The sequence below is a fragment of the Aminobacter aganoensis genome, from assembly GCF_014206975.1.
GTDB lineage: Bacteria > Pseudomonadota > Alphaproteobacteria > Rhizobiales > Rhizobiaceae > Aminobacter > Aminobacter aganoensis.
In genome coordinates this window covers 536,907-559,195 of record NZ_JACHOU010000002.1, presented here as the reverse complement: position 1 = coordinate 559,195, position 22,289 = coordinate 536,907, and the positions used below count along the sequence as shown (strand labels likewise).

The 22,289-nt window shown below is 64.6% G+C and carries 24 protein-coding genes; 15 read left to right on the top strand and 9 right to left on the bottom strand.

Going from position 1 to position 22,289, the window contains the following annotated elements:
- The first annotated feature begins 1 nt into the window (after position 1).
- The 11 genes from ctaD to rnhA all read left to right on the top strand — a co-directional run bounded on the left by ctaD (position 2) and on the right by rnhA (position 8,554).
- Entirely contained in the window at positions 2–1,651 is a 1,650-nt protein-coding gene (gene ctaD, locus GGR00_RS06785) for a cytochrome c oxidase subunit I (RefSeq protein WP_055978306.1), read from the top strand.
- Positions 1,652–1,726: 75 nt separating this feature from the next.
- Positions 1,727–2,668, top strand: coding sequence for a heme o synthase (locus GGR00_RS06780; RefSeq protein WP_055978307.1), 942 nt, complete (start codon positions 1,727–1,729; stop codon positions 2,666–2,668).
- Positions 2,668–2,826 (top strand): hypothetical protein, encoded by a 159-nt coding sequence (locus GGR00_RS06775; protein WP_055978450.1) that lies wholly within the window; start codon positions 2,668–2,670, stop codon positions 2,824–2,826. Before GGR00_RS06780 ends, GGR00_RS06775 begins: the two co-directional genes overlap by 1 nt.
- A gap of 8 nt (positions 2,827–2,834) precedes the next feature.
- Positions 2,835–3,467: a cytochrome c oxidase assembly protein gene (locus GGR00_RS06770; protein WP_246441290.1), complete on the top strand. Its 633-nt coding sequence runs from the start codon at positions 2,835–2,837 to the stop codon at positions 3,465–3,467.
- A 1-nt stretch (position 3,468) separates the two neighbouring features.
- Positions 3,469–4,353: a cytochrome c oxidase subunit 3 gene (locus GGR00_RS06765; RefSeq protein WP_055978308.1), complete on the top strand. Its 885-nt coding sequence runs from the start codon at positions 3,469–3,471 to the stop codon at positions 4,351–4,353.
- Positions 4,354–4,435: 82 nt separating this feature from the next.
- Positions 4,436–4,927 carry a L,D-transpeptidase family protein gene (locus tag GGR00_RS06760; protein WP_184698964.1) on the top strand — a complete coding sequence of 164 codons (492 nt, stop codon included), beginning with the start codon at positions 4,436–4,438 and terminating at the stop codon, positions 4,925–4,927.
- Positions 4,924–5,310 carry a DUF983 domain-containing protein gene (locus GGR00_RS06755; RefSeq protein WP_184698726.1) on the top strand — a complete coding sequence of 129 codons (387 nt, stop codon included), beginning with the start codon at positions 4,924–4,926 and terminating at the stop codon, positions 5,308–5,310. The genes GGR00_RS06760 and GGR00_RS06755 overlap by 4 nt, the downstream gene beginning before the upstream one ends.
- Positions 5,307–6,062 carry an SURF1 family protein gene (locus tag GGR00_RS06750; protein ID WP_184698724.1) on the top strand — a complete coding sequence of 252 codons (756 nt, stop codon included), beginning with the start codon at positions 5,307–5,309 and terminating at the stop codon, positions 6,060–6,062. Before GGR00_RS06755 ends, GGR00_RS06750 begins: the two co-directional genes overlap by 4 nt.
- A gap of 70 nt (positions 6,063–6,132) precedes the next feature.
- Positions 6,133–7,143 carry a 4-hydroxy-3-methylbut-2-enyl diphosphate reductase gene (gene ispH, locus GGR00_RS06745; RefSeq protein WP_055978312.1) on the top strand — a complete coding sequence of 337 codons (1,011 nt, stop codon included), beginning with the start codon at positions 6,133–6,135 and terminating at the stop codon, positions 7,141–7,143.
- Positions 7,143–8,105 (top strand): homoserine kinase, encoded by a 963-nt coding sequence (locus GGR00_RS06740; RefSeq protein WP_184698722.1) that lies wholly within the window; start codon positions 7,143–7,145, stop codon positions 8,103–8,105. The genes ispH and GGR00_RS06740 overlap by 1 nt, the downstream gene beginning before the upstream one ends.
- Positions 8,102–8,554 (top strand): ribonuclease HI, encoded by a 453-nt coding sequence (rnhA, locus tag GGR00_RS06735; protein ID WP_184698720.1) that lies wholly within the window; start codon positions 8,102–8,104, stop codon positions 8,552–8,554. The genes GGR00_RS06740 and rnhA overlap by 4 nt, the downstream gene beginning before the upstream one ends.
- A 62-nt stretch (positions 8,555–8,616) precedes the next feature.
- On the opposite strand, the gene GGR00_RS06730 is transcribed toward rnhA, so the two are convergent.
- Together GGR00_RS06730 and GGR00_RS06725 are read right to left on the bottom strand one after the other, a co-directional pair.
- Positions 8,617–9,102 (bottom strand): peroxiredoxin, encoded by a 486-nt coding sequence (locus GGR00_RS06730; protein WP_184698718.1) that lies wholly within the window; start codon positions 9,100–9,102, stop codon positions 8,617–8,619.
- A gap of 99 nt (positions 9,103–9,201) precedes the next feature.
- Positions 9,202–10,017 (bottom strand): protein-disulfide reductase DsbD domain-containing protein, encoded by an 816-nt coding sequence (locus tag GGR00_RS06725; protein ID WP_377863271.1) that lies wholly within the window; start codon positions 10,015–10,017, stop codon positions 9,202–9,204.
- Positions 10,018–10,156: 139 nt separating this feature from the next.
- Between GGR00_RS06725 and GGR00_RS06720 the strand changes: the two genes are divergently transcribed.
- Positions 10,157–10,765 (top strand): YqgE/AlgH family protein, encoded by a 609-nt coding sequence (locus tag GGR00_RS06720; protein ID WP_055978316.1) that lies wholly within the window; start codon positions 10,157–10,159, stop codon positions 10,763–10,765.
- On the opposite strand, the gene GGR00_RS06715 is transcribed toward GGR00_RS06720, so the two are convergent.
- From GGR00_RS06715 to thrC, 4 genes are read right to left on the bottom strand one after another with little or no spacing between them, the layout of a single operon-like run.
- The gene (locus tag GGR00_RS06715; RefSeq protein ID WP_184698962.1) at positions 10,756–13,596 is read right to left on the bottom strand and encodes an EAL domain-containing protein; all 2,841 of its coding nucleotides are present in this window, start codon (positions 13,594–13,596) and stop codon (positions 10,756–10,758) included. The genes GGR00_RS06720 and GGR00_RS06715 overlap by 10 nt on opposite strands.
- A 50-nt stretch (positions 13,597–13,646) precedes the next feature.
- Positions 13,647–14,243: a GNAT family N-acetyltransferase gene (locus GGR00_RS06710; protein WP_055978317.1), complete on the bottom strand. Its 597-nt coding sequence runs from the start codon at positions 14,241–14,243 to the stop codon at positions 13,647–13,649.
- 15 nt (positions 14,244–14,258) lie between these two features.
- Positions 14,259–15,551: a M16 family metallopeptidase gene (locus tag GGR00_RS06705; RefSeq protein WP_055978318.1), complete on the bottom strand. Its 1,293-nt coding sequence runs from the start codon at positions 15,549–15,551 to the stop codon at positions 14,259–14,261.
- Positions 15,552–15,565: 14 nt separating this feature from the next.
- Positions 15,566–16,963, bottom strand: coding sequence for a threonine synthase (gene thrC / locus GGR00_RS06700; RefSeq protein WP_055978319.1), 1,398 nt, complete (start codon positions 16,961–16,963; stop codon positions 15,566–15,568).
- A 128-nt stretch (positions 16,964–17,091) separates the two neighbouring features.
- Between thrC and GGR00_RS06695 the strand changes: the two genes are divergently transcribed.
- The gene (locus tag GGR00_RS06695; RefSeq protein WP_184698714.1) at positions 17,092–17,685 is read left to right on the top strand and encodes a hypothetical protein; all 594 of its coding nucleotides are present in this window, start codon (positions 17,092–17,094) and stop codon (positions 17,683–17,685) included.
- A gap of 64 nt (positions 17,686–17,749) precedes the next feature.
- Here the strand turns inward: GGR00_RS06695 and GGR00_RS06690 are convergent, their stop codons facing one another.
- A complete protein-coding gene (locus GGR00_RS06690) occupies positions 17,750–18,439 on the bottom strand; it encodes an HAD family hydrolase (protein ID WP_184698712.1) in 690 nt (229 codons plus the stop codon).
- A gap of 172 nt (positions 18,440–18,611) precedes the next feature.
- On the opposite strand from GGR00_RS06690, the gene GGR00_RS06685 reads away from it, so the two are divergent.
- A complete protein-coding gene (locus GGR00_RS06685) occupies positions 18,612–19,745 on the top strand; it encodes a site-specific DNA-methyltransferase (RefSeq protein WP_055978321.1) in 1,134 nt (377 codons plus the stop codon).
- Between the two features lie 147 nt (positions 19,746–19,892).
- Here the strand turns inward: GGR00_RS06685 and GGR00_RS06680 are convergent, their stop codons facing one another.
- Positions 19,893–20,504, bottom strand: coding sequence for an HAD family hydrolase (locus tag GGR00_RS06680; RefSeq protein WP_184698710.1), 612 nt, complete (start codon positions 20,502–20,504; stop codon positions 19,893–19,895).
- Between the two features lie 7 nt (positions 20,505–20,511).
- Positions 20,512–21,624: an A/G-specific adenine glycosylase gene (gene mutY / locus GGR00_RS06675; RefSeq protein WP_184698708.1), complete on the bottom strand. Its 1,113-nt coding sequence runs from the start codon at positions 21,622–21,624 to the stop codon at positions 20,512–20,514.
- A gap of 57 nt (positions 21,625–21,681) precedes the next feature.
- Between mutY and GGR00_RS06670 the strand changes: the two genes are divergently transcribed.
- Positions 21,682–22,179, top strand: a complete 498-nt coding sequence (locus tag GGR00_RS06670; RefSeq protein ID WP_184698706.1) for a DUF721 domain-containing protein — start codon at positions 21,682–21,684, stop codon at positions 22,177–22,179.
- Positions 22,180–22,289: the final 110 nt, after the last annotated feature.

Here is a 22,289-nt window from a genome sequence, read left to right as displayed (position 1 = left end):
CATGGCAGGCGCTGCAGCTCACGACCATCACGACCACAAGCCGAAGGGCTGGGTCCGGTGGGTGTACTCGACCAACCACAAAGATATCGGAACGCTCTACCTGATCTTCGCGATCATGGCAGGCTGCGTCGGCGGCTTCCTGTCCGTCATGATGCGCTGGGAACTGGCTGAGCCGGGTATCCAGATTTTCCACGGCCTGGCCTCGATGGTCTACGGCGTCGAAGGCGACGCTGCGATCGATGCCGGCAAGAGCATGTTCAACGCCTTCACCACGGCCCACGGCCTGGTCATGATCTTCTTCATGGTCATGCCGGCGCTGATCGGCGGCTTCGCCAACTGGATGGTCCCGATCATGATCGGCGCGCCTGACATGGCGTTCCCGCGCATGAACAACATCTCGTTCTGGCTGCTTCCGCCGGCCTTCATCCTGCTCGTCATCTCGGCCTTCATGCCGAGCGCGCCGGGTGCTCACGGCGTGGGTGGCGGCTGGACGATCTATCCGCCGCTCTCGACCTCGGGCCAGCCCGGGCCTGCGATGGATCTCGCGATCCTGTCGCTGCACATTGCCGGCGCCTCGTCGATCCTCGGTGCGATCAACTTCATCACCACGATCTTCAACATGCGCGCTCCGGGCATGACGCTGCACAAGATGCCGCTGTTTGCCTGGTCGGTGCTGATCACCGCCTTCCTGCTGCTGCTGTCGCTGCCGGTTCTGGCTGGTGGCATCACCATGCTCTTGACCGACCGCAATTTCGGCACGGCCTTCTTCGCTCCTGAAGGCGGCGGCGACCCGATCCTGTTCCAGCACCTGTTCTGGTTCTTCGGTCACCCCGAGGTGTACATCCTGATCCTGCCGGGCTTCGGCATCGTCAGCCACATCGTCTCGACCTTCTCGCGCAAGCCGATCTTCGGTTACCTCGGCATGGCCTATGCCATGGTCGCCATCGGTGCCGTCGGCTTCGTCGTGTGGGCTCACCACATGTACACCACCGGCATCTCGCTCGACACGCAGCGCTACTTCGTCTTCGCGACGATGGTCATCGCGGTGCCGACGGGCGTGAAGATCTTCTCGTGGATCGCCACCATGTGGGGCGGTTCCATCTCGATGAAGACGCCGATGCTGTGGGCGATCGGCTTCATCTTCCTGTTCACCGTCGGTGGCGTCACCGGCGTGCAGCTGGCCAACGCCGGCCTGGACCGTTCGCTCCACGACACCTACTACGTCGTCGCGCACTTCCACTACGTGCTGTCGCTGGGTGCCGTGTTCGCGATCTTCGCGGCCTGGTACTACTGGTTCCCGAAGATGACCGGCTACATGTACTCGTCGGCCATCGCCAACACGCACTTCTGGGTGACGTTCATTGGCGTGAACCTGGTGTTCTTCCCGCAGCACTTCCTGGGCCTCGCAGGCATGCCGCGCCGCTACATCGACTATCCCGATGCGTATGCCGGCTGGAACGCGGTTTCGTCCTACGGCTCCTATATCTCCGCCGTGGGCGTGCTGATCTTCCTGTTCGGCGTCTTCGAAGCCTTCTCCAAGAAGCGCGTCGCCGGTGCCAGCCCGTGGGGCGAGGGTGCGACCACCCTCGAATGGCAGCTGCCTTCGCCGCCGCCCTTCCACCAGTGGGAACAGCTGCCGAAGATCAAGTAAGGCACTGACTGAACTACGAAGCCGCCGGCAAGACCGGCGGTTTCGGCCAAACGGAACGACTGGACGTAAGTACGCATGGCCCTTGTCCACAACCGGTTTGAAGACCAGACCATCCGCATGTCGGAGGCGACTGCAGGCGATTTCTTCGCCCTGCTGAAGCCACGCGTCATGTCGCTGGTCGTCTTCACGGCATTTGTCGGCATGGTTGCCGCGCCCGTCACCATCAACCCGTTCCTGGCGGTGGTGGCGATCCTCGCGATCGCCATCGGCGCCGGCGCCTCGGGTGCGCTCAACATGTGGTACGACGCCGATATCGACGCCGTCATGACGCGCACCGTCAACCGGCCGGTCCCGGCCGGCAAGGTGACGCCGCACGAGGCGCTGACCTTCGGCCTGGTGCTGTCGGTCCTGTCGGTGATGACGCTGGGCGTCCTCGTCAACTGGCTGTCGGCAGCACTGCTCGCCTTCACCATCTTCTTCTACGCCGTCGTCTACACGATGTGGCTCAAGCGCTGGACGCCGCAGAATATCGTCATCGGTGGCGCAGCCGGTGCGCTGCCGCCGATGATCGGCTGGGCTGCCGTGACCGGCTCGGTGAGCTTCGAGAGCGTCGTGCTCTTCCTCATCACCTTCTTGTGGACGCCGCCGCACTTCTGGGCGCTGGCCCTGTTCAAGTCGCAGGACTATGAGCGTGCCGGCATCCCGATGATGCCCAACGTCGCCGGCGAGGCTTCGACCCGCCGCCAGATTTTCGCCTATTCGCTTCTGCTCGCGCCTGTCGGCGTGGCGCCATGGCTGCTCGGCTACACCACCATCGGCTACGGCGTCGTTTCGCTCGCCCTCGGCATCGGCTTCGTCTGGTATGCCTGGAAGGTGCTGCGCATGCCCGACAGCGACCGGGTGATGAAGCCGGCCAAGGCGCTGTTCGGCTATTCGCTGCTTTACCTGTTCGTGATCTTTGCGGCCTATCTGGCCGACAGCGTTGTCGAGCGTGTCTTCGCGCTTGGAGGTGCATGATGTCTGACGATCACCTGGTGACGCTCACCGACAAGCAGAAGAAGGCACGCCGCAGCCGCAACATCGCCATCGGTCTGGCGCTGGCGGCACTCGTCATCATCTTCTATCTCGCCACCATCGCGAAGTTCGGCCCGGCCATCCTGGACCGGCCGCTATGAGTGACAGCATGCCCAACGAAACGCAGGCCGCCGACGCCAAGAAGCAGCGCTCCAATCGCATGGTTGCCGGCATGTGCATCGCCTTTGTCGGCGGCATGGTCGGCATGGCCTATGCGGCGGTTCCGCTCTACGCGATGTTCTGCCAGATCACCGGCTATGGCGGCACGACGCAGCGCGTCGAGCAGTATTCTGACAAGATCCTGGATCGCACGATCACTGTCCGCTTCGACGCCAATACGTCCGGCGGGCTGCCCTGGGATTTCAAGCCGGTGGCGCGCGACGTCCAGATCAAGATCGGCGAGACGACGCAGATCCAGTACGTGGCCAAGAACATCTTCGACGTGCCGACGCAGGGCCGCGCGACGTTCAACGTCACGCCCGATCTCGCCGGCGCCTACTTCAACAAGGTCGAATGCTTCTGCTTCACCGACACCACGCTGAAGCCGGGCGAGACGCTCGACATGCCGGTCGTCTTCTTCGTCGATCCGGAAATCGTCAATGTCCCTGAACTCAAGGACATCAAGACGATCACCTTGTCTTATACCTTTTTCCCGATTGAGGGGGAAAAGCCCGTAGCTGCCGCGCCCAAGGCCGACGGCGAAACCAAAACTATCAATTTCGACGGAAAAGCGGGGGGCTGATATGGCAGACGCACACGCCAAACATCACGATTACCACATCATCGATCCAAGCCCGTGGCCGTTCCTCGGCTCGCTGGGCGCGCTCATCATGGCGTTCGGCGGCGTAGCCTGGATGCAGCACTTGAAGGGCGCCGAGTTCCCGATCTTCGGCTACAACGTCGCGAACGCCAATTACTGGATCTTCGCGATCGGCCTGCTGGTCGTGCTCTACACGATGTTCGGCTGGTGGTCGGATACCATCAAGGAAGGCAACGAAGGTCACCACACGCGTGTCGTGTCGCTGCACCTGCGCTACGGCATGATCATGTTCATCGCCTCCGAGGTGATGTTCTTCGTCGCCTGGTTCTGGGCCTTCTTCGACGCCAGCCTGTTCCCGGGCGAGGCCACGCAGGTCATGCGCACGGAGTTCACCGGTGGCGTGTGGCCGCCCAAGGGCATCGAGATCCTCGATCCTTTCCATCTGCCGCTCTACAACACCATCATCCTGCTTCTGTCGGGTACGGCGGTGACCTGGGCGCACCATGCCCTGCTGCACGATGACCGCAAGGGCCTCGTCAACGGCCTCGCGCTCACAGTCGGCCTTGGCGTCCTGTTCTCGTTCGTTCAGGCCTACGAGTACATCCACGCTCCGTTCGCGTTCAAGGATTCGATCTACGGCGCGACCTTCTTCATGGCGACAGGCTTCCACGGCTTCCACGTCATCATCGGCACGATCTTCCTGCTGGTGTGCCTGTTCCGTGCGATGGCCGGCGGCTTCACGTCGAAGCAGCATTTCGGCTTCGAGGCGGCTGCCTGGTACTGGCACTTCGTCGACGTGGTGTGGCTGTTCCTGTTCACCGCGATCTACATCTGGGGTTCGGTCGGCGGCACCATCGCTGTCCACTAAGTCCGGGACGTTTCGAGCAAGGCGGTCGCGGCAACGCGGCCGCCTTCTCTTTTTGGGCGCTTTCTTGCGCCAAGCATCCGGGATGCTGACCAGCCGCTTCGCTCTTCCTTTGCTTGCCCTGTTCGCGTCCGCGCCGATGGCCCGCGCCGAGGCCGTCGACCTGGTGCGGGTCGACAAGTCGGAGCGGCTGCTGGAACTGCTCTCCGGCGATAAGGTCGTGCGCAGCTATGCGGTGGCGCTGGGCGCAAACCCTGTCGGACACAAGCGCCAGGAGGGCGACGAGCGTACGCCGGAGGGGCGCTACGTCCTCGACTGGCGCAACCCCGGTAGCGCCTTCACAAAGTCGATCCACATCTCCTATCCCGACGCTGACGACAAGGCTGCGGCAAAGAGGGCAGGTGTCGATCCCGGCGGAATGATTATGATCCACGGCCAGTCAAAAGGTTTCGGCTGGTGGTCCTGGCTGATGCAGATGTTCGACTGGACGAATGGCTGTATCGCCGTTACCGACGAGGACATGGCGGAGATCTGGAAGATGGTCGAAAACGGCACTCCCATCGAGATAAATCCATGAGTGAAGACAAGGCGATCTGGCCGCCGGTCGAGCCGGTGGCGGCGGGTCTCAAGGGGCGCTGCCCGCGTTGCGGCGTAGGCAGGCTGTTTTCGGGCTTCCTGACCGTCGCCAAGCAATGCGGCGTATGCCGCCTCGACTATTCCTTTGCCGATGCCGGGGACGGTCCCGCCGTCTTCGTCATCCTGATCATCGGTTTCGTCGTCGTCGGTCTGGCGCTCTGGATGGAGGTGACGCTGTCGCCGCCGCTGTGGCTCCATCTGCTCTTGTGGATACCGCTGACGCTCGTGCTCAGCCTCGGCTCCCTTCGCTTGATCAAGGGCGTGCTGATCACCCTGCAATACCGCAACAAGGCTGCCGAAGGGCGTTTGGACAAGGGCCAATGATCGAACAGAATACCTTGCCTGCGCCGGCGCGCCGCTCCGGCCGCGTTCTGATGCTCGTGCTCGGCACGATCGCCTTTGCGCTGCTGATCGGGCTCGGCAGCTGGCAGGTCGAGCGCCTGAACTGGAAAGAGGGGCTGATCGCCCAGATCAACGAGCGCACGCAGATGCAGCCGCTGCGGCTGGCTGAAATGGAAGTGAAGTACCGCGCCACCGGTGATGTCGACTATTGGCCGGTGACGCTTTCGGGAACCTTCGAGCACGCCGGCGAACGGCATTTCCTCGCCACCTGGGAAGGCCAGTCCGGCTTCTACGTCTATACCCCGCTCAAGCTGGACGACGGCCGCTTCGTCATGGTGAACCGCGGCTTCGTTCCCTATGATTTCAAGGATGCGGCCAAGCGGCCGGTGGGCCAGGTCACCGGCCCCGTCAGCATCACCGGCCTGGCGCGCAATCCGCTGGCGGGCAAGCCAGGCTCGCTGGTGCCGGACAACGACCTGGCAAAGAACGTCTTCTACTGGAAGGACCTCGGCGTCATGGCGGCGACTGCGGGCCTGCCGGCGGATGCGGCCGTGGTGCCGTTCTTCGTCGATGCCGACAAGACGCCGAACCCGGGCGGCCTTCCGGTGGGCGGCGTCACCATGGTCGATATGCCGAACAACCACCTGCAATATGCGGTCACCTGGTACGGCTTGGCGGCGGCACTGCTGGGCGTCATGGGCTTCTGGTTGCTGCGGCGGCCGGAAAGCAAATGACAGCACCTGCCGGCCTTGACAGCACAGGGCCGCAGACATCATTTCGGCACGGAACGAAGAACCGGATCACATGCTCCAGACCTCTGCAAAACCGCCCCTGACCATCAGGCTCTGCCAGCCGCGCGGCTTTTGCGCCGGCGTCGACCGCGCCATCCAGATCGTCGTGCTGGCGCTCAAGAAATACGGCGCGCCGGTCTATGTGCGCCACGAGATCGTGCACAACCGCTACGTCGTCGAGGGGTTGCAGAACCTGGGTGCCGTCTTCATCGAGGAACTGAGCGAAATCCCCGACGAGCACCACGATGCGCCTGTCGTGTTCTCCGCCCATGGCGTGCCGAAGTCGGTGCCGGCGGATGCCGTGGCGCGCAACCTGTTCTATCTCGATGCGACCTGTCCGCTGGTCTCCAAGGTGCACAAGCAGGCGATGCGCCACCAGCGCAAGGGACGCCACGTGCTGCTGATCGGCCATGCCGGGCACCCGGAGGTGATCGGCACCATGGGCCAGCTGGACGATGGCGCGGTCACGCTGATCGAAACCGAGGCCGACGTCCGCAACTTCACGCCTGCCGATCCTGAGGCGCTCGGCTTCGTCACCCAGACGACTCTGTCGGTGGAAGACACCGCGGGCATCCTGAAGGCGCTGCAGGAGAAGTTCCCGGCCTTGCAGGCGCCCGCCGCCGAATCGATCTGCTACGCCACGACCAACCGCCAGGATGCGGTCAAGGAAACGGCGCCGGGCGCCGATCTCTATCTCGTCGTCGGTGCGCCCAATTCGTCCAATTCGCGCCGCCTCGTCGAAGTCGCCGAGCGGGCAGGGGCCAGGATGTCGCTGCTGGTCCAGCGCGCGTCGGAGATCCCGTGGAACGACATCGGCGGCATCGCTACGCTGGGCCTGTCGGCGGGCGCTTCGGCACCGGAGATCATCGTCGACGAGATCATCAACGCCTTCCGCGAGCGCTTCGAGGTGAACGTGGAACTCGCCATCACGGCGACCGAGACGGAGGACTTCCCTGTGATGCGGGTATTGCGCGACGTCGAGCTGACGCCGGCCGACATGGCCTTTGTCAACGGTAACGGCTGATGGCTGTCTATACCGATGTCGGCGAGGGCGAACTCGAGGCGTTCCTGCGCAACTATCCGGTCGGCGACCTGCTGTCCTACAAGGGCATCGCCGAGGGGACCGAGAACACCAACTTCCTGCTGCACACGACGACAGGCTCCTACATCCTGACGCTCTACGAAAAGCGCGTCGAGAAGTCCGACCTGCCGTTCTTCCTCGGCCTGATGCAGCACCTCGCCCACAAGGGCATTTCCTGCCCGCTGCCGGTGGACGGCAAGGACGGCAACGTCATCGGCATGCTGGCCGGCCGTCCCGCCGTCATCATCACCTTCCTGGAAGGCATGTGGCTGCGCCGGCCCCAGGTCGTGCATTGCCGCGAGGTCGGCCGGGCGCTGGCCGAACTGCATGTCGCCGGCAAGGATTTTGCGATGACGCGGCCGAACGCGCTCGCCATCGACGGCTGGCGCAAGCTCTGGGACGCCGCGCACCCGCGCGCCGACGAGGTCGAGCCGGGCCTTGCCAAAGAGGTCGATGCCGACTTTGCCGAGTTCGAGAAGAACTGGCCGAAGGATCTGCCCTCCGGCGTCATCCACGCCGACCTGTTTCCCGACAACGTTTTTTTCCTCGGTGACAGGCTGTCGGGCCTGATCGACTTCTATTTCGCCTGCAACGACCTCTACGCCTACGATCTCGCCACCTGCCTCAACGCCTGGTGCTTCGAGAAGGATTTTTCCTTCAACCTGACCAAGGGCACGGCGCTGCTGGACGGCTACCAGAGCGTCCGGCCGCTGAGCGAGGACGAGAAGGCGGCGCTGCCCATCCTGGCGCGCGGCTCGGCCCTGCGCTTCATGCTGACCAGGCTGTATGACTGGCTGACGGTGCCGGATGGCGGGCTGGTGATGAAGCGCGATCCTTCGGAATACATACGCCGTATGCGCTTCCACAGGACGATCAAGTCCGCCCAGGAATACGGACTGAAATGAAGCAAGTTGAAATTTTCACCGATGGCGCCTGCTCGGGCAATCCGGGTCCGGGCGGTTGGGGCGCGATCATGCGCTACAAGGCCAAGGTCAAGGAGCTGTCGGGCGGCGAGGCCGAGACCACCAACAACCGCATGGAACTGCTGGCTGCCATCTCCGCGCTGAACTCCCTCAAGGAGCCGTGCGAGATCGACCTGCACACCGACAGCAAATACGTCATGGACGGGATCTCGAAGTGGATCCACGGCTGGAAGAAGAACGGCTGGAAGACCGCCGACAAGAAGCCGGTCAAGAACGGCGAGCTGTGGCAGGCGCTGGACGAGGCCAATAGGCGCCACAAGGTGACCTGGCACTGGGTCAAGGGCCATGCCGGCCATCCCGAGAACGAACGCGCCGACGAACTGGCGCGCGAGGGCATGGCGCCGTTCAAGAACGGCCGCAGCAGAACGTAGGCTCGGACTTCTGCCAGGCCTGAGTGGGGCGCGCCGCCTGAAGGCAGCGCGCCATTTTCATGTCAGAGCTGTTCGAGAATGCGGGCCGCGCCCGAATCGACCGCCTGGCCGGGCGTGCCTTCGAGGTTGAGCTGGGCGACCTTGCCGTCTTCGACGATCATCGAATAGCGCTTCGAGCGCAGGCCCATGCCGGCTGCCGACAGATCCATGTCGAGGCCGATCGCGCGGGCGAAATCGCCGCTGCCGTCGGCGAGGAACTGCACCTTGCCTTCGCCGCCGCTGAACCGCGCCCAGGCGCCCATGACATGCACGTCGTTGACCGAGACCACCGCGATGGTGTCGACGCCGCGCGCGACGATGGCGTCATGGTTCTCGACGTAGCCGGGCAGGTGATTGTTGCTGCAGGTGGGCGTGAAGGCACCTGGCACCGCAAACAGCACGACCTTCTTGCCGGCGAAGATTTCTTCGGTGGTGAGATTCCTGGCGCCGTCGGCGGTCATCGTCTTGAAGGTGGCGCTGGGCAGCTTGTCGCCGATCGAAATGGTCATGTCGGTCCTCGTGGCAATGTGATTGAAGTCGGGTAGACCCCAGCGATCCACTAGCGCAGATGCTTCGGATATCCAATGGCCGGCGGTTCGCCGAGGGGTTCAGGGGTAGGCGAGGTATCCTTCCACCGCACCGCCGGAACTGGTCAGGGTATAGGGGATGCCCTTCCCGGCGGGCTTTGTCGCAGGCCGGTCGATCACCTTCAGCGAGAAGGTGAGCTTGCCGGCTTGCTCGTGCCGCTCGGGCGTGCCGAACTGGTAGCCGTCGACGCCGGCAAGGAAGAGATCGATGCCTTCGGGGTCGCCGGGCGCGATTGCCTCGATCGAGATTGTTTCGCGCCGAGCGGGCGACAGGGTGGCGCCGAAATCGGGCTGGGCGCCCGACGGGAGCGCGGCAAGTGCTGCCGTCACCAGCGCGGCATCGCCGGCATTGGCGGGATCTGCGGCAGGGTCGATCTCCAGTCGCGCCTGTACCGGCACGCAGATGGTCTCGCAGATGCCGAGAAACACGTCGGCCTTGATTGCTGTCGGCTCGCCCGGTGCCGGGACGGTGAAGCTGACCGGCAGACGGACCGGGAAGTCGTAGCCGGCCCATTTGGCATAGCCGTCATCGTGGCGCTGGGGGGCAGGGTACGAGATTTCGGCCCCCGAGACGTTGCTGCTGGCCGACAGGTCGATCTGCGGCGGCACGCCGGAATTGCCGGGGTCGCGCCAATAGGTTTTCCAGCCGGGCTTGAGCTCGATGTCGAGCACGCCCTGGAGCTTGCCCGAGGCGTCGGGCTGACCGGACGTCACCAGCCGGAACCGGCCGCCGTCGGTCTCGAACCAGGCGGACGACGATGCATGGGCGGGGCCAGCGGCCAGAGAAACGGTGCCGAGGCAGAGGGCGAGCGGGAGCGTGAATTTCATGGCGGTGATTTGATAGCCTCCGTCGGTCCGCGCAACATGCCTTTGGGTCACGTCGCCATCATATTTGCGTGACGCCGTGGGCCAAAGGTGAGCGCGTAGTCCCCTTGAGCCATCTTTCAAGACAGCGGGAAACGCGTTACCCTTGGCTATGGACCTCTTACGCCAGAAAAAAGGCGCATCGCAGCGCGGTTTTCTCGATGACCAGTTCCTCATTGCCATGCCCGGCATGAAGGACGACAGGTTCTCGCGCGCCGTCATCTACATCTGCGCCCATAGCGACGAGGGCGCCATGGGCCTGATCATCAACCAGGTCCAGCCGCTGCTCTTTCCCGATCTCCTGGTCCAGCTTGGCATTCTCGACGAGCAGGAGGCGATCCGGCTGCCGATGAAGGCCAAGGACTTCATCGTCCGCAATGGCGGGCCGGTCGACCGCAGCCGTGGCTTCGTGCTGCACAGCGACGACTACAAGGTCGAGTCCTCGCTGCCGGTCTCGGACGAGATCTGCCTGACGGCGACCGTTGACATCCTGCGCGCGATTTCCGCCGGCCGCGGGCCGCGCCATGCGCTGATGGCGCTTGGCTATTCAGGCTGGGGTGCGGGCCAGCTCGAAAGCGAGATCGCCGAGAATGGCTGGCTGACCTGCCCGGCGACGTCGGAGCTTTTGTTCGACGCCGACATCGACCGCAAATATGACCGCATCCTGGCGACGCTCGGCATCGACCTGGCGCGATTGAGCACGGCAGCCGGTCACGCCTGAGCGAGCGGGTACTGTTCCTTCAGCATCTTGAGCGCCTGGTCGCCCGGTATCGGCGCGCCGAACATGAAGCTCTGCACATATTCGCAGCCCATCTGGCGCAGCTCCAGCGCGTCGCTTTCGTCGGAGATGCCTTCGGCGACGACCGACAGCCCCAGTTCGTGAGCCATGTTGACCATCGACTTGATCAGCACCGCGCGCTTGGGCGAGGTGTCGTCGACGAAGCTCTTGTCGATCTTGATGGTGTCGAAGGGGAAGCGGGTCAGGTAGGCGAGGGATGAGTAGCCGGTGCCGAAATCGTCGAGCGACAGGCCGATGCCAAGCTGCTTCAGCTTGGTCAGCACGTGGTTGGTCTGCTCGGGATTGTCCATGACCAGCGATTCGGTGAGTTCGAGGCGGAAGCAGCGCGGCTTGAGGTTGGCCCGCGCGATGACCGACCGGACGTCGCTGACGAGGTCGCGGCGGATCAGCTGACGGCTCGACAGGTTGACCGAAACGGAGAGCGGGGCGTCGTTGATCTGCTTCTGCCAGTCGGCGAGGTCGTCGGCCGCGCGCTGCATGGCAAACAGGCCAAGCTGGACGATCAGGCCGCAGCTCTCGGCAACCGGAATGAAGTCGCCCGGCGGGATCATGCCGCGGCGCGGGTGGTCCCACCTGAGCAACGCCTCGAAGCCGGCGACGGTGCCGTCCTCGAGCCGCACGATCGGCTGGTAGGCTAGCGTGAACTCCTTGCGCTCGATGGCGCGCCGGAGATCCGATTCGAGCTGCAGGCGGTCGGTGCCGACGGTGCGGAAAGCCGGGCGGAACGGTTCGATGCGGTCGCCGCCGAAACGCTTGGCCTGATGCATGGCAAGCTCGGCGTCCTTGACCATGTCCTCGGCCGAGGCCTGGGCGGTGGTCCAGGTGATCAGGCCGACGGAGGCGGTGAGCACGATCTCGCGCTTGGCGAAGGTGATCGGCGCCTTGATCGCCTGCTTGATGGCGTCGGCGACGGCGGCGATGCGGGTGGGGTCCTGCTCCGACAGCAGCATCAGGGCGAACTGGTCGCCGGCGAAGCGCGACAGCGAGTCCTTCGGCTTGAGCAGGCGGTGCAGGCGTCGCGCGATGGTCAGCAGGATCGTGTCGCCGGCGGAGATGCCGAGGCCGTCATTGACCAGCTTGAAGCGGTCGATGTCGATGACGAAGACCGACGGCCGCACCTTTTCCTCGGTGCGGGCGATCGAGATGATCGCCTCGAGCCGGTTCATGTACAGTTCGCGATTGGGTAGGCCGGTCAGGTTGTCGTGCACGGCGTCGTGCAGGAGCCGCTCTTCCGATTTTTTCTGCTCGGTGACGTCGACCATCGTGCCGACGCAGCGGATCACTTCGCCATCGGAGCCGATCACCGGCCGCGCCCTGAGCGAGAACCAGTGATAGTGGCCGTCGGCGCCACGCAGGCGGAAACTTTGCGACACCCGGCCACGGCGGTGCTCCAGCACGACGTCGAGCGTCGTCCGGAACGTGTCGCGATCGTCGGAATGCAGCACGGGCAGCCAGTTGCGCGCGGCCCCGCCAAGGCTGTTGGGTGCCAGGCCCAGCTGGATCGACACGTCGGGGCGGGTGACGACGCGGTCGCGCAGCACGTCCCAGTCCCAGACGATGTCGCCGGAGCCCGAAATCGCCAGGGCCTGCCGCTCCATGTCGCTGAACAGGCCCTGATGCGCCCCGCCGCCGGCGAAGGCATGCTGCATGACGGTGAAGCCGATGAGCAGGATGATGAGGATCAGGCCGCCGCCGAGGGCGGGCTGGACGATGTCGTTGTCGAGCACGCCGGTGATCGCCATCCACGAGCCGCTCAGCCAGATCAGGACCATCGCCCAACTGGGAACCAGCATGATGGCACGGTCGTAGCCGCGGATGCTGAGATAGACGATCAGCCCGAGGCCGGTCAGCGCGGTCGCGGCGAAGGAAATGCGCGCGATGCCGGCGGCGACGGCGGGATCGATGATGGCGACGCCGGCGATCAGCAGCAGGCCGATGATCCAGACGAAGGCGCCGTAGCTGAAATGGCCATGCCAGCGGTTGAGGTTAAGATAGGCGAACAGGAAGACGACGAAGGTTCCAGCCAGCGCCACCTCGGTTCCCGCCCGCCATATCTGCTCGTTGCCGGGCGAGACCTCGATGACCTTGTTGAGGAAGCCGAAGTCGACGCAGATGTAGGCGAGCACCGCCCAGGCGAGTGCGGCGGTCGCCGGGAACATCGAGGTTCCCTTGACGACGAACAGGATGGTCAGGAACAGCGCGAGCAGGCCTGCAATGCCGATGACGATGCCGCGGAACAGCGTGTAGGAATTGACCGTGTCCTTGTAGGCCTCCGGTTCCCACAGATAGACCTGCGGCAGCTTGGGCGAGGCGAGTTCGGCGATGAAGGTCACCACCGAATTCGGGTTGAGCGTGACCAGGAACACGTCGGCGTCGGGGCTGGCTTGGCGGTCAAGGGCAAAGCCCTCGCTCGGCGTGATGGCGGCGATGCGGCTCGAGCCGAGGTCGGGCCAGAACACGCCCGAGCCGACAAGACGGAAATGCGGCGCGACGATCAGGCGGTCGATGACCTGGTCGGTGGTGTTGGCAAGCGCGAAGACCGCCCAGTCGCCGGACGAACGCTTGTCGTTGGCCTCGACCTCGATGCGGCGCACGATGCCGTCGAGGCCTGGTGCTGTCGAAACCTGGAAGTTCTCGCCCTGATTCCGGTAGATTTCGACGGCGCCCGAGAGGTTGAGCGCGACGTCGTCACGGGAGATCTTGATCGGTTCCACGGCGAGTGCCGGCGACACCGCGCAGACACTGGCGATCATGGAAACGATGAGCGCAAACAAGGGCGCCAGCAGGAAATGCTTCGACAAGTTCAGGCCTTCATGGTGACAGCTTGCGGGTCGTCCGCGATCAGTGCGTAGAGATAGTGGTCGTGCCATTCGCCGTTGATCCTGAGATAGGATCGCAAAAGTCCTTCGCGCCGGAATCCGGCTTTTTCAAGCACGCGGACAGAGCGCGCATTGTCGGGGATACAGGCAGCCTCGATCCGGTGCAACCGGAGCGTATCGAAAGCATGCCGGACCACAAGCCTGACGGCATCGACCATGAAGCCCTGGCCGGCGTAGCGCTCGCCGATCCAGTAGCCGATATGCCCGGTCTGGGCGACGCCGTAGCGAATGTTGCCGAGCGTGATGCCGCCGACGAGCTTGCCGCTCGAATTTTCGTAGATGAAGAAGGCGAGCGCCGTGCCCTGGATGAATTCGTCCTTGTAGCGCGAGAGGCGGACGCGCCAGGCCGAGCGATCCAACTCGTCGGGTGCCCAGCGCGGCTCCCAGGGCTCCAGGAACGAACGGCTTTCAGCCCTGAGCGCCACCCACTCGTGGTAGTCGCGCCAGGTCGGCAGCCGCAGGCTGACGCGTTCGCCCTTCAGAGCCGGGGTGTCGCGGCGAAAGAGCGAGAACGACAACATGCGAGTTTAGGCTGGTTAGACGGCGAGCTTGCGCGCGGTCGCCTGTGCACCCGGCAGCGCGTCGAGGATCGATTCGTAGGGCGCGAGCGTTCCGACCGGTCCAACCGCCGTGATCGTCGGTCGGGTGGAGAACAGCCGTGCCGAAAGGTCGGTCAGGCGCTCGACGGTGAGGGCCGACAACCGCTCCATCAGCTCTTCCTTGGCGATCGGGCGACCGAACAGCAGAAGCTGGCGGGCGATCTGCGACGCGCGGCTGGAGCAACTCTCGGCCGACATGATCAGGCCGGCGCGGTACTGGGCGCGGGCGCGGTCGAGTTCTTCCAGCAGGATGCTGTCGCCGGCCTTCTGCAACTCGCCGATGATGACGGGCAGCAGTTCGGCGATGTCGCTCTGACCGGTCGCGGCGTGGACGCCGAAGATGCCGGTGTCGGAGAAGCCCCAGTGGAAGGCATAGACCGAGTAGCAAAGGCCGCGCTTTTCGCGCACTTCCTGGAACAGGCGTGACGACATGCCGCCGCCGAGGATCATCGACAGCACCTGCGAGGCGTAGAAGTCGCGGACATGATAGGCGCGGCCCTCGAAGCCGAGCACGATCTGCGCGTCCATCAGGTCGCGGTCTTCGCGGAAGTCGCCGCCGACATACTGCGCGTATTGCGGAATGGCGCTTTCGGCCTTGGAGCGGAAATTGCCGAGCCGCTTTTCGACGTGGCGGACGAATTCGTCATGCTTGACGTCGCCGGCAGCCACCACGACCATGCGTTCGGCGCCATATTGGCGCTGCATGAAGTCGTGAAGCTGGGCCGAGGTGAAGGACTGCACCGTCTCGGGCGTGCCGAGGATCGAGCGGCCGATCGTCTGGTGGCGAAACGCGGTTTCGGTGAAGCGGTCGAAGACGATGTCGTCCGGCGTGTCGTGCGCGGCGCCGATCTCCTGCAGGATGACATGCTGTTCGCGCTCGAGTTCGTCGGGATCGAATTCGGAATCCTGGAGGATGTCGGACAGGATGTCGACCGCCAGCGGCACGTCGTCGGCCAGCACGCGGGCATAGAAGGACGTCGTCTCGACCGAGGTGGCGGCGTTGATTTCGCCGCCGACATTTTCGATCTGCGAGGCGATCTGGAAGGCGGTGCGGTTCTTGGTGCCCTTGAACGCCATGTGCTCGAGCAGGTGAGCCATGCCGTGCTCGTCGTCGCGCTCGTTGCGCGCGCCCGACTTGACCCAGGTACCGAGAGCTACAGTCTCTACGCTTGGAAGTGTTTCAGTGGCCACTGTCAGGCCGTTCGACAGACGGCTTACCTCAACACTCATATTAAGCGTACTCCCTAACCCGCCGCTCGTGTGCGGCGGCTAATGTAATCTTCCACCATTTTTATCTCTGATGGAAGTACCGTGAACTTTTCCTTACGTTCCATCAGCCCCGACAGCCATTTTGGCAGGGCGGGCTCGATGCCGCAGGCGGCATTCACCGCGGCCGGGAATTTTGCCGGGTGGGCGGTGGCCAGCACCACCATTGGAACGTCGCTCCCGGGAAGCCCCGAGGCGACGTGGAAAGCGGTTGCGGTGTGCGGATCGAGCAGGTAGCCGCTGGCTTCGAGCGTCGTGCGGATGGTCGCGGCCGTCTCGTCCATGCTGGCGCGGCCGGCGCCGAATTCGCCGCGGATGCCGGCCAGAGCCTTTGCCTCGATGGTGAAGGCGCCGGATTGCTTGAGGCTTGCCATGTAGCGCCGGACGACTGCCGGGTCGCGGTCGGAGGCCTCGAACAGCAGCCGTTCGAAGTTCGACGACACCTGGATGTCCATCGACGGCGAGGTCGTGGCGACCACGCCGGTCTGGCGGTACTCGCCGCTCTGCAGCGTGCGGGCGAGGATGTCGTTGTCGTTGGTCGCGATCACCAGCTGGTCGATCGGCAGGCCCATGCGCTTGGCGGCGTAGCCGGCGAAGATGTCGCCGAAATTGCCTGTCGGCACGGTGAAGGACACCGGACGGTCGGGCGCGCCGAGCGAGATGGCCGAGGAGAAGTAGTAGACAATCTGGGCCATGATGCGGGCCCAGTTGATCGAGTTCACGCCCGACAGCTGCACCCGGTCGCGGAAGCCGTGGTCGTTGAACATGTCCTTCACCAGGCCCTGGCAGTCGTCGAAGTTTCCTTCGATCGACAGGGCGTGCACGTTGGCGGCCGTGGAGGTCGTCATCTGGCGCTGCTGCACCGGCGAGACGCGGCCATGCGGGAACAGGATGAAGATGTCGGTCCGCTCGCGCCCGGCAAAGGCCTCGATGGCGGCGCCGCCGGTGTCGCCGGAGGTGGCGCCGACGATGGTCGCGTGCTGGCCGCGTTCGGCGAGCACATGGTCCATCAGGCGTGCCAGCAGTTGCATGGCGACGTCCTTGAAGGCGAGCGTCGGGCCGTGGAACAGCTCTAGCACGAAGCTGTTGGCGCCGGTCTGGACCAGCGGGCAGACGGCGTCGTGCCGGAAGGTGGAATAGGCCTCGCGCACCAGGCGCTCGAAGACGTCCTGCTTGATCTCGCCGCCGAGGAATGGCGTCAGGATGCGGATTGCCAGGTCGGCATAGCCGAGACCGCGCATGGCGCGGATTTCGGCAGCGCTGAAGGTGGGCCATGTCGCCGGGAGATAGAGGCCGCCGTCGCGGGCCAGGCCAGCCAGAACTGCATCGGAAAATCCAAGCGTGGGCGCTTCCCCACGGGTACTCACATAGTGCATATCTATCCGTTCCAACGCGCAGCGACCTGCCGGTGATCGGCGGGACGGGGAAAACTGCGCTCCATCAGTCGCATTTTTGCCGCGCGGTTGATATAGAACGACTGCTTTGCGAGAGGGAAGTGCAGTTCATGGTGTTTCGTTTGATCGACGGCCGTTTTCTGACGGCTTTGGCGACCGCAGGCTTTATGCTCGCCGTCACGGGCTGCCAATCGGGCGGCAGCGGCGGCTTTTTCAGCCCTCCCGCCCCGAAGGACCCCAAGGAGATTGCCGCCGAGGAAGGCAAGATCCTGGCCAGCGAGCTGCTTGCTTACTGCCCGAATGTCACGCTTCGCGACGGCACGGCCTTCTTCAACAGCTACGCCAAGGGCGGCCAGGATGACGCGACCAAGCTGGTCCACCAGTCGGCGATCACCGACGTCACCCGCAGCTGCACGCGCGCCGACGGCCAGATGACGATCAAGGTCGGCGTTGCCGGCAAGGTCGTGGTCGGCCCGGCCGGCGGTGCCGGCACGGTCAACATGCCGATCCGCATCGCCGTGATCCGCGGCGAGGAGGTGCTCTATTCGCAGCTCCACAAGAACGTGGTGCAGGTGTCCGATCCGTCGACCGCGACCCAGTTCGTCTTCACCGACGCCAATGTCGTGATCCCGGTTCCGACCGCGCGCGACATCCAGATCTATGCGGGCTTCGACGAGGGTCCGGCCAAGAAGAAGGCCCAGTAAGGCAAGACCTTCAGGGCAGCGTCTTCAGGCATCAAGCGCCGGCGTTTCGCCGGCGCTTTTGCGTTCAGGCGTGCTCGGACCACATGCTCAGTGCAGCGAGCACGCCGCCGAGGTCGGCCCAGCGCCGAATCACCGTCTCGGCGCCTGCCTCGGTCAGCATGTCGGCATGGCCGGGATAGCTGTGCGCGCCGCCGGTGAAGCCGATGACGCGCATGCCGGCCGCGGCAGCGCCGGAGATGCCATGCACCGAATCCTCGATGACGAAGGTCTTGGCCGGATCGGCGCCGTAGGTGCTTGCGGCGTGCAGAAAGACATCCGGCGCCGGCTTCGGCTTCTTGCTCGTTGTTTCCAGCGCCGAGAAGATGCGGCCCTTGAACAGCGGCAGGATGCGCGTGCGTTCGAGCATCATCTCGATGCGCTCGGCGGTCGAGTTGGAGCAGATGCAGCGCGGCGCGGTCACCGCGGCGACCGCCTCGTGCACGCCGTCGATGGCGCGCACGTCGCTCTTGAGGCGACGGTCGACCAGTTCCTCGGCCTGGCTGATGAGCGAGGCCTGGAAGGGGATGGCCGCCTTCTCCTCGATCTTCAGCATGATGTCCTTGAAGGTCAGGCCGGCATAGCTCTCGGCGATCTCCTCGGCGGTGATTTCGAAGCCGGCTGCGGTCAGCAGTTCCGCTTCGATGCGCGCGGCGATGATTTCGGAATCGACGAGCACGCCATCGCAATCGAATATCACTAGTTCTGGCTGGGTCATGACGGTCCGGGAAACTGGGGCGGCGCCGGGGCGCAGGCCGAAAAGCTCAAGGCGCGGCGATTACACCATTCTGCCCCGAACCGCAAATTGCCGGAGCCGCTTCACCAATTGTTTACGCTGATCGGTAACCATAACGGTGAGTAAACAGTAACGCGTCATCCCGGGTATCAGAATGTCAGCAGTGCGTCCTCTCGACCAGCTTTCCCGCACTCCCCAGCAGTCGGAATGGCTCGACACCATCATCAAGGGCGATTGCGTGGCGGCGCTCGACAAGCTGCCGGCCAACTCCGTCGACATCATCTTTGCCGACCCGCCCTACAACCTGCAGCTCGACGGCGACCTGCATCGCCCCGACCAGTCGAAGGTCGACGCGGTCGACGACCATTGGGACCAGTTCGAGAGCTTCGCCGCCTATGACGCCTTCACCCGCGCCTGGCTGCTTGCCGCCCGCCGCGTGCTGAAGCCGAACGGCACAATCTGGGTCATCGGCTCGTATCACAACATTTTCCGCGTCGGCGCGACGATGCAGGACCTCGGCTTCTGGATCCTGAACGACGTCGTCTGGCGCAAGACCAACCCGATGCCGAATTTCCGCGGACGCCGTTTCCAGAACGCGCATGAAACGATGATCTGGGCCTCGCGCGACCAGAAGGGCAAGAACTACACTTTCAACTACGATGCGATGAAGGCGTCGAACGACGACGTCCAGATGCGCTCGGACTGGCTGTTCCCGATCTGCACCGGCGGCGAGCGCCTGAAGGACGAGGCCGGCAACAAGCTGCATCCGACGCAGAAGCCGGAGGCGCTGCTGGCCCGCATCATGATGGCCTCGACCAAGCCCGGCGACGTGGTCCTCGACCCGTTCTTCGGCTCGGGCACGACGGGTGCCGTGGCCAAGCGCCTCGGCCGCCACTTCGTCGGCATCGAACGCGAGCAGGCCTATATCGACGCCGCCAACGAGCGCATCGCTTCGGTGCGTCCGCTCGAAGGCCCGGCACTGACCGTGCTCACCGGCAAGCGCGCCGAGCCGCGTGTCGCTTTCGGCAGCCTGCTCGACATGGGCCTGCTGGCGCCCGGCGCCACGCTGTACGATGCCAAGAAGCGCTGGGCAGCCAAGGTTCGTGCCGACGGCACGCTGGCGATCGGTGACACCGCTGGCTCGATCCACCGCGTCGGTGCGTCGGTCCAAGGGCTCGACGCCTGCAACGGCTGGACCTTCTGGCACTACGAACGCGCCGGCGGCCTGACCCAGATCGACGAGCTGCGCCGCATCGTCCGCGTCGGCATGGAAAAGGCGGGAGCCTGATCGATCAGTCTCGCGCCGGACAAACCGGCGCGCAGGCTTCATCGACACCCCGTCTGGACCTTCAGAGCCCGGTTCGGGCCTGCGATAGAAATTGAATTCCGGCAGCCTATCCAGCCAGTCCGGATTCGTCGATCGGCCGGTTTCCAGTCACCGTCCGATCCCGAGACGCTCGAGGTCCGCCTCGAGCGTTTTCGCATTTGTGAACAGCACTGCCTGCCAGCCGGCGTCGATGGCGGCGTTCACGTTCTTCTGGCTGTCGTCGATGAACAGCGAAGCTTTCGGGTCGAGGCCGAAGGTCGCGACATGCAGGTCGTAGATGCGGCGGTCGGGCTTGATCAGGCCGACGTCGCCCGACACGGTCACGCCGCGCGGCGTTTCGAGGAACGGGAAACGGCCGCGTGCTTCGCGGAAGGTGTCCGAGGCCCAGTTTGTCAGCAAGGTGACGTCGTGGCCGGCGGCGACGAGGCTTTCCATCAAGGAGACGCTGTCCTCGTAGTGGTGCGGCACCATTTCGTGCCAGTTCTGGCGGAAGGCGCGGATGTTGTTTTCGTGCTCGGGGAAATCGGCGACCAGCAGCGCCTCGGCTTCTTCCCAGGTCCGGCCGCGATCCTGCTCGATGTTCCATTCGCTGGTGCAGACATTGTCGAAGAACCAGCGGCGCTGGGCGGCGTCGGGGATGATGCGGCTGAAGGGGATGTCCGGGTCGTAGTGGATCAGCACCTTGCCGATGTCGTAGACGATGTGGCGGATCTCGCTCATGGCTTCCCTAGCGTGTTCGTTTCGTTGCGCCCGGTATGGCAGCTTCGATGACTTTTTTCATGACGGTTGGCAAGGCTTCGCCATTGAGCGCGGCCGCGGCCGACCAGAAGTGCCCCTGGGGTGGCGCGCTTGGCGGCACCTCGGCGCGATAGACTTCGAGGTCGAGCGAAAAATGGGTGAAGACATGGGCGATGCTGCCGGCACGCCGCCAACTGGCGGGGAAGGGGGCACTGGCGGCGCCTGTCGCGCCGTCGATCCGCGAGGTCCAGCCCGTCGTCGGCACCTCGGTCATGCCGCCCAGAAGGCCCTTGCCTGGCCGTTTGCGCAACAGCACCGAACCGTCCGGCGTGACGGCGACGAAGGCCGCGCCCCGCCGCATCGGCTTTTCCGCCTTGGCCGGCTTGACCGGGTAAAGCTCGGGGTCGCCATGGGCAACGGCGCTGCAGTCGTCGCGTAGCGGGCACAGCATGCAGCGCGGCCGGCGCGGCGTGCAGATGGTGGCGCCGAGGTCCATCATCGCCTGGGCGAAGTCGCCAGGCCTCGCGGCGGCGAGCATGCGCTCGACATGCGCACGGATTTCCACCTTGGCCTGGGGCAGGGGCGTTGCGATCGAAAACAGCCGGGTGACCACGCGCTCGACATTGCCGTCGACGACCGCCGCCGGCCGGCCGAACGCGATCGAAGCGATCGCCGCCGCCGTATAGGGGCCGATGCCGGGCAGTTCGCGCAGGCCGTTCTCGCTGTCGGGGAAGCGTCCGCCCAGCAGTTGCACCACCTGTTCGGCGCAGGCCTTGAGGTTCCGGGCGCGCGAGTAGTAGCCGAGCCCGGCCCAGGCCTTCATCACGTCCTCGGCTTCGGCGTCCGCCAGAGACCGGACGGTGGGCCATTTCTCGAGGAAGGCGCGGAAATAGGGCTTCACCGCCTCGACGGTGGTCTGCTGGAGCATGATCTCCGACAGCCAGACGCGGTAGGGATCCGGGCGGATGCCCCGCTTCAGGTCTGCGGGGGGCGTGCGCCAGGGCAACTCGCGATGGTGAACGTCGTACCATGCGAGCAGCAGTTCAGCGATCCTGCCGTCGACATCGGCGGCGTGCTTGCGGCTATCGGTCGGGGATGCCATTGATGGTCTGGACTGCCTTCGGCGTTGCGTGTCGACAGGGGTATTCTGGAGAACGACATGGCAGGGAAAAGGTGGACGGGCAATCCCGTCCCGGTCAGCGATCTGGCGAGCGCCATCCTCGATCCCGTCCTGCGTAAGCGCACCGGCATCTCGGTCGGGCTTGTCCAGTCTTGGGAAGAGATCGTCGGCCCCCGCCTTGCCCACAACACCCGGCCTGAAAAGATCCAGTGGCCGCGGCGCCTGCATGAGGACGATCCGTTCGAACCGGCGGTGCTGATCGTCGCCTGCTCGGGGCCGGCAGCGCTGCATCTCCAGCACGAGACCGGCGAGATCATCGGCCGGGTCAATTCCTATCTCGGCTTCAACGCCATAGGCCGAATCCGCATCGTCCAGAAACCGGTTTCGGGAGCGGCAACCAGGCCGCGGCCGCGCCTTCGCAAGCTGACCGACGCCGAGCAGGGCAAGCTGTCGGGCGCGGTGCGCCTGATCGAGGACGAGGGCCTGAAGGCATCGCTCGAGAAGCTTGGCGCCAGCATACTGGGCAGCCGAAAGTAGAACTGGCTGTCTTTCTCGCGCATTCGTGATCGAAAGTGCGGCAAATCGCGATTGGTTTGGGGACAGCCATGCCTTAATTCGCGCCAACTCTCGCTTTCACGTAACCGCAC

Coding starts and splice junctions, on each gene's coding strand:
- GGR00_RS06705 (WP_055978318.1), bottom strand. CDS start 15,551: ATGAGTGTTGAGGTAAGCCGTCTGTCGAACGGCCTGACAGTGGCCACT.
- GGR00_RS06670 (WP_184698706.1), top strand. CDS start 21,682: ATGGCAGGGAAAAGGTGGACGGGCAATCCCGTCCCGGTCAGCGATCTG.
- GGR00_RS06710 (WP_055978317.1), bottom strand. CDS start 14,243: ATGTTGTCGTTCTCGCTCTTTCGCCGCGACACCCCGGCTCTGAAGGGC.
- GGR00_RS06685 (WP_055978321.1), top strand. CDS start 18,612: ATGTCAGCAGTGCGTCCTCTCGACCAGCTTTCCCGCACTCCCCAGCAG.
- GGR00_RS06715 (WP_184698962.1), bottom strand. CDS start 13,596: ATGATCGCCAGTGTCTGCGCGGTGTCGCCGGCACTCGCCGTGGAACCG.
- GGR00_RS06775 (WP_055978450.1), top strand. CDS start 2,668: ATGTCTGACGATCACCTGGTGACGCTCACCGACAAGCAGAAGAAGGCA.
- rnhA (WP_184698720.1), top strand. CDS start 8,102: ATGAAGCAAGTTGAAATTTTCACCGATGGCGCCTGCTCGGGCAATCCG.
- GGR00_RS06720 (WP_055978316.1), top strand. CDS start 10,157: ATGGACCTCTTACGCCAGAAAAAAGGCGCATCGCAGCGCGGTTTTCTC.
- GGR00_RS06770 (WP_246441290.1), top strand. CDS start 2,835: ATGCCCAACGAAACGCAGGCCGCCGACGCCAAGAAGCAGCGCTCCAAT.
- GGR00_RS06765 (WP_055978308.1), top strand. CDS start 3,469: ATGGCAGACGCACACGCCAAACATCACGATTACCACATCATCGATCCA.
- GGR00_RS06695 (WP_184698714.1), top strand. CDS start 17,092: ATGGTGTTTCGTTTGATCGACGGCCGTTTTCTGACGGCTTTGGCGACC.
- ctaD (WP_055978306.1), top strand. CDS start 2: ATGGCAGGCGCTGCAGCTCACGACCATCACGACCACAAGCCGAAGGGC.
- GGR00_RS06760 (WP_184698964.1), top strand. CDS start 4,436: ATGCTGACCAGCCGCTTCGCTCTTCCTTTGCTTGCCCTGTTCGCGTCC.
- GGR00_RS06780 (WP_055978307.1), top strand. CDS start 1,727: ATGGCCCTTGTCCACAACCGGTTTGAAGACCAGACCATCCGCATGTCG.
- GGR00_RS06690 (WP_184698712.1), bottom strand. CDS start 18,439: ATGACCCAGCCAGAACTAGTGATATTCGATTGCGATGGCGTGCTCGTC.
- GGR00_RS06750 (WP_184698724.1), top strand. CDS start 5,307: ATGATCGAACAGAATACCTTGCCTGCGCCGGCGCGCCGCTCCGGCCGC.
- GGR00_RS06755 (WP_184698726.1), top strand. CDS start 4,924: ATGAGTGAAGACAAGGCGATCTGGCCGCCGGTCGAGCCGGTGGCGGCG.
- thrC (WP_055978319.1), bottom strand. CDS start 16,963: ATGCACTATGTGAGTACCCGTGGGGAAGCGCCCACGCTTGGATTTTCC.
- GGR00_RS06730 (WP_184698718.1), bottom strand. CDS start 9,102: ATGACCATTTCGATCGGCGACAAGCTGCCCAGCGCCACCTTCAAGACG.
- GGR00_RS06680 (WP_184698710.1), bottom strand. CDS start 20,504: ATGAGCGAGATCCGCCACATCGTCTACGACATCGGCAAGGTGCTGATC.
- mutY (WP_184698708.1), bottom strand. CDS start 21,624: ATGGCATCCCCGACCGATAGCCGCAAGCACGCCGCCGATGTCGACGGC.
- ispH (WP_055978312.1), top strand. CDS start 6,133: ATGCTCCAGACCTCTGCAAAACCGCCCCTGACCATCAGGCTCTGCCAG.
- GGR00_RS06740 (WP_184698722.1), top strand. CDS start 7,143: ATGGCTGTCTATACCGATGTCGGCGAGGGCGAACTCGAGGCGTTCCTG.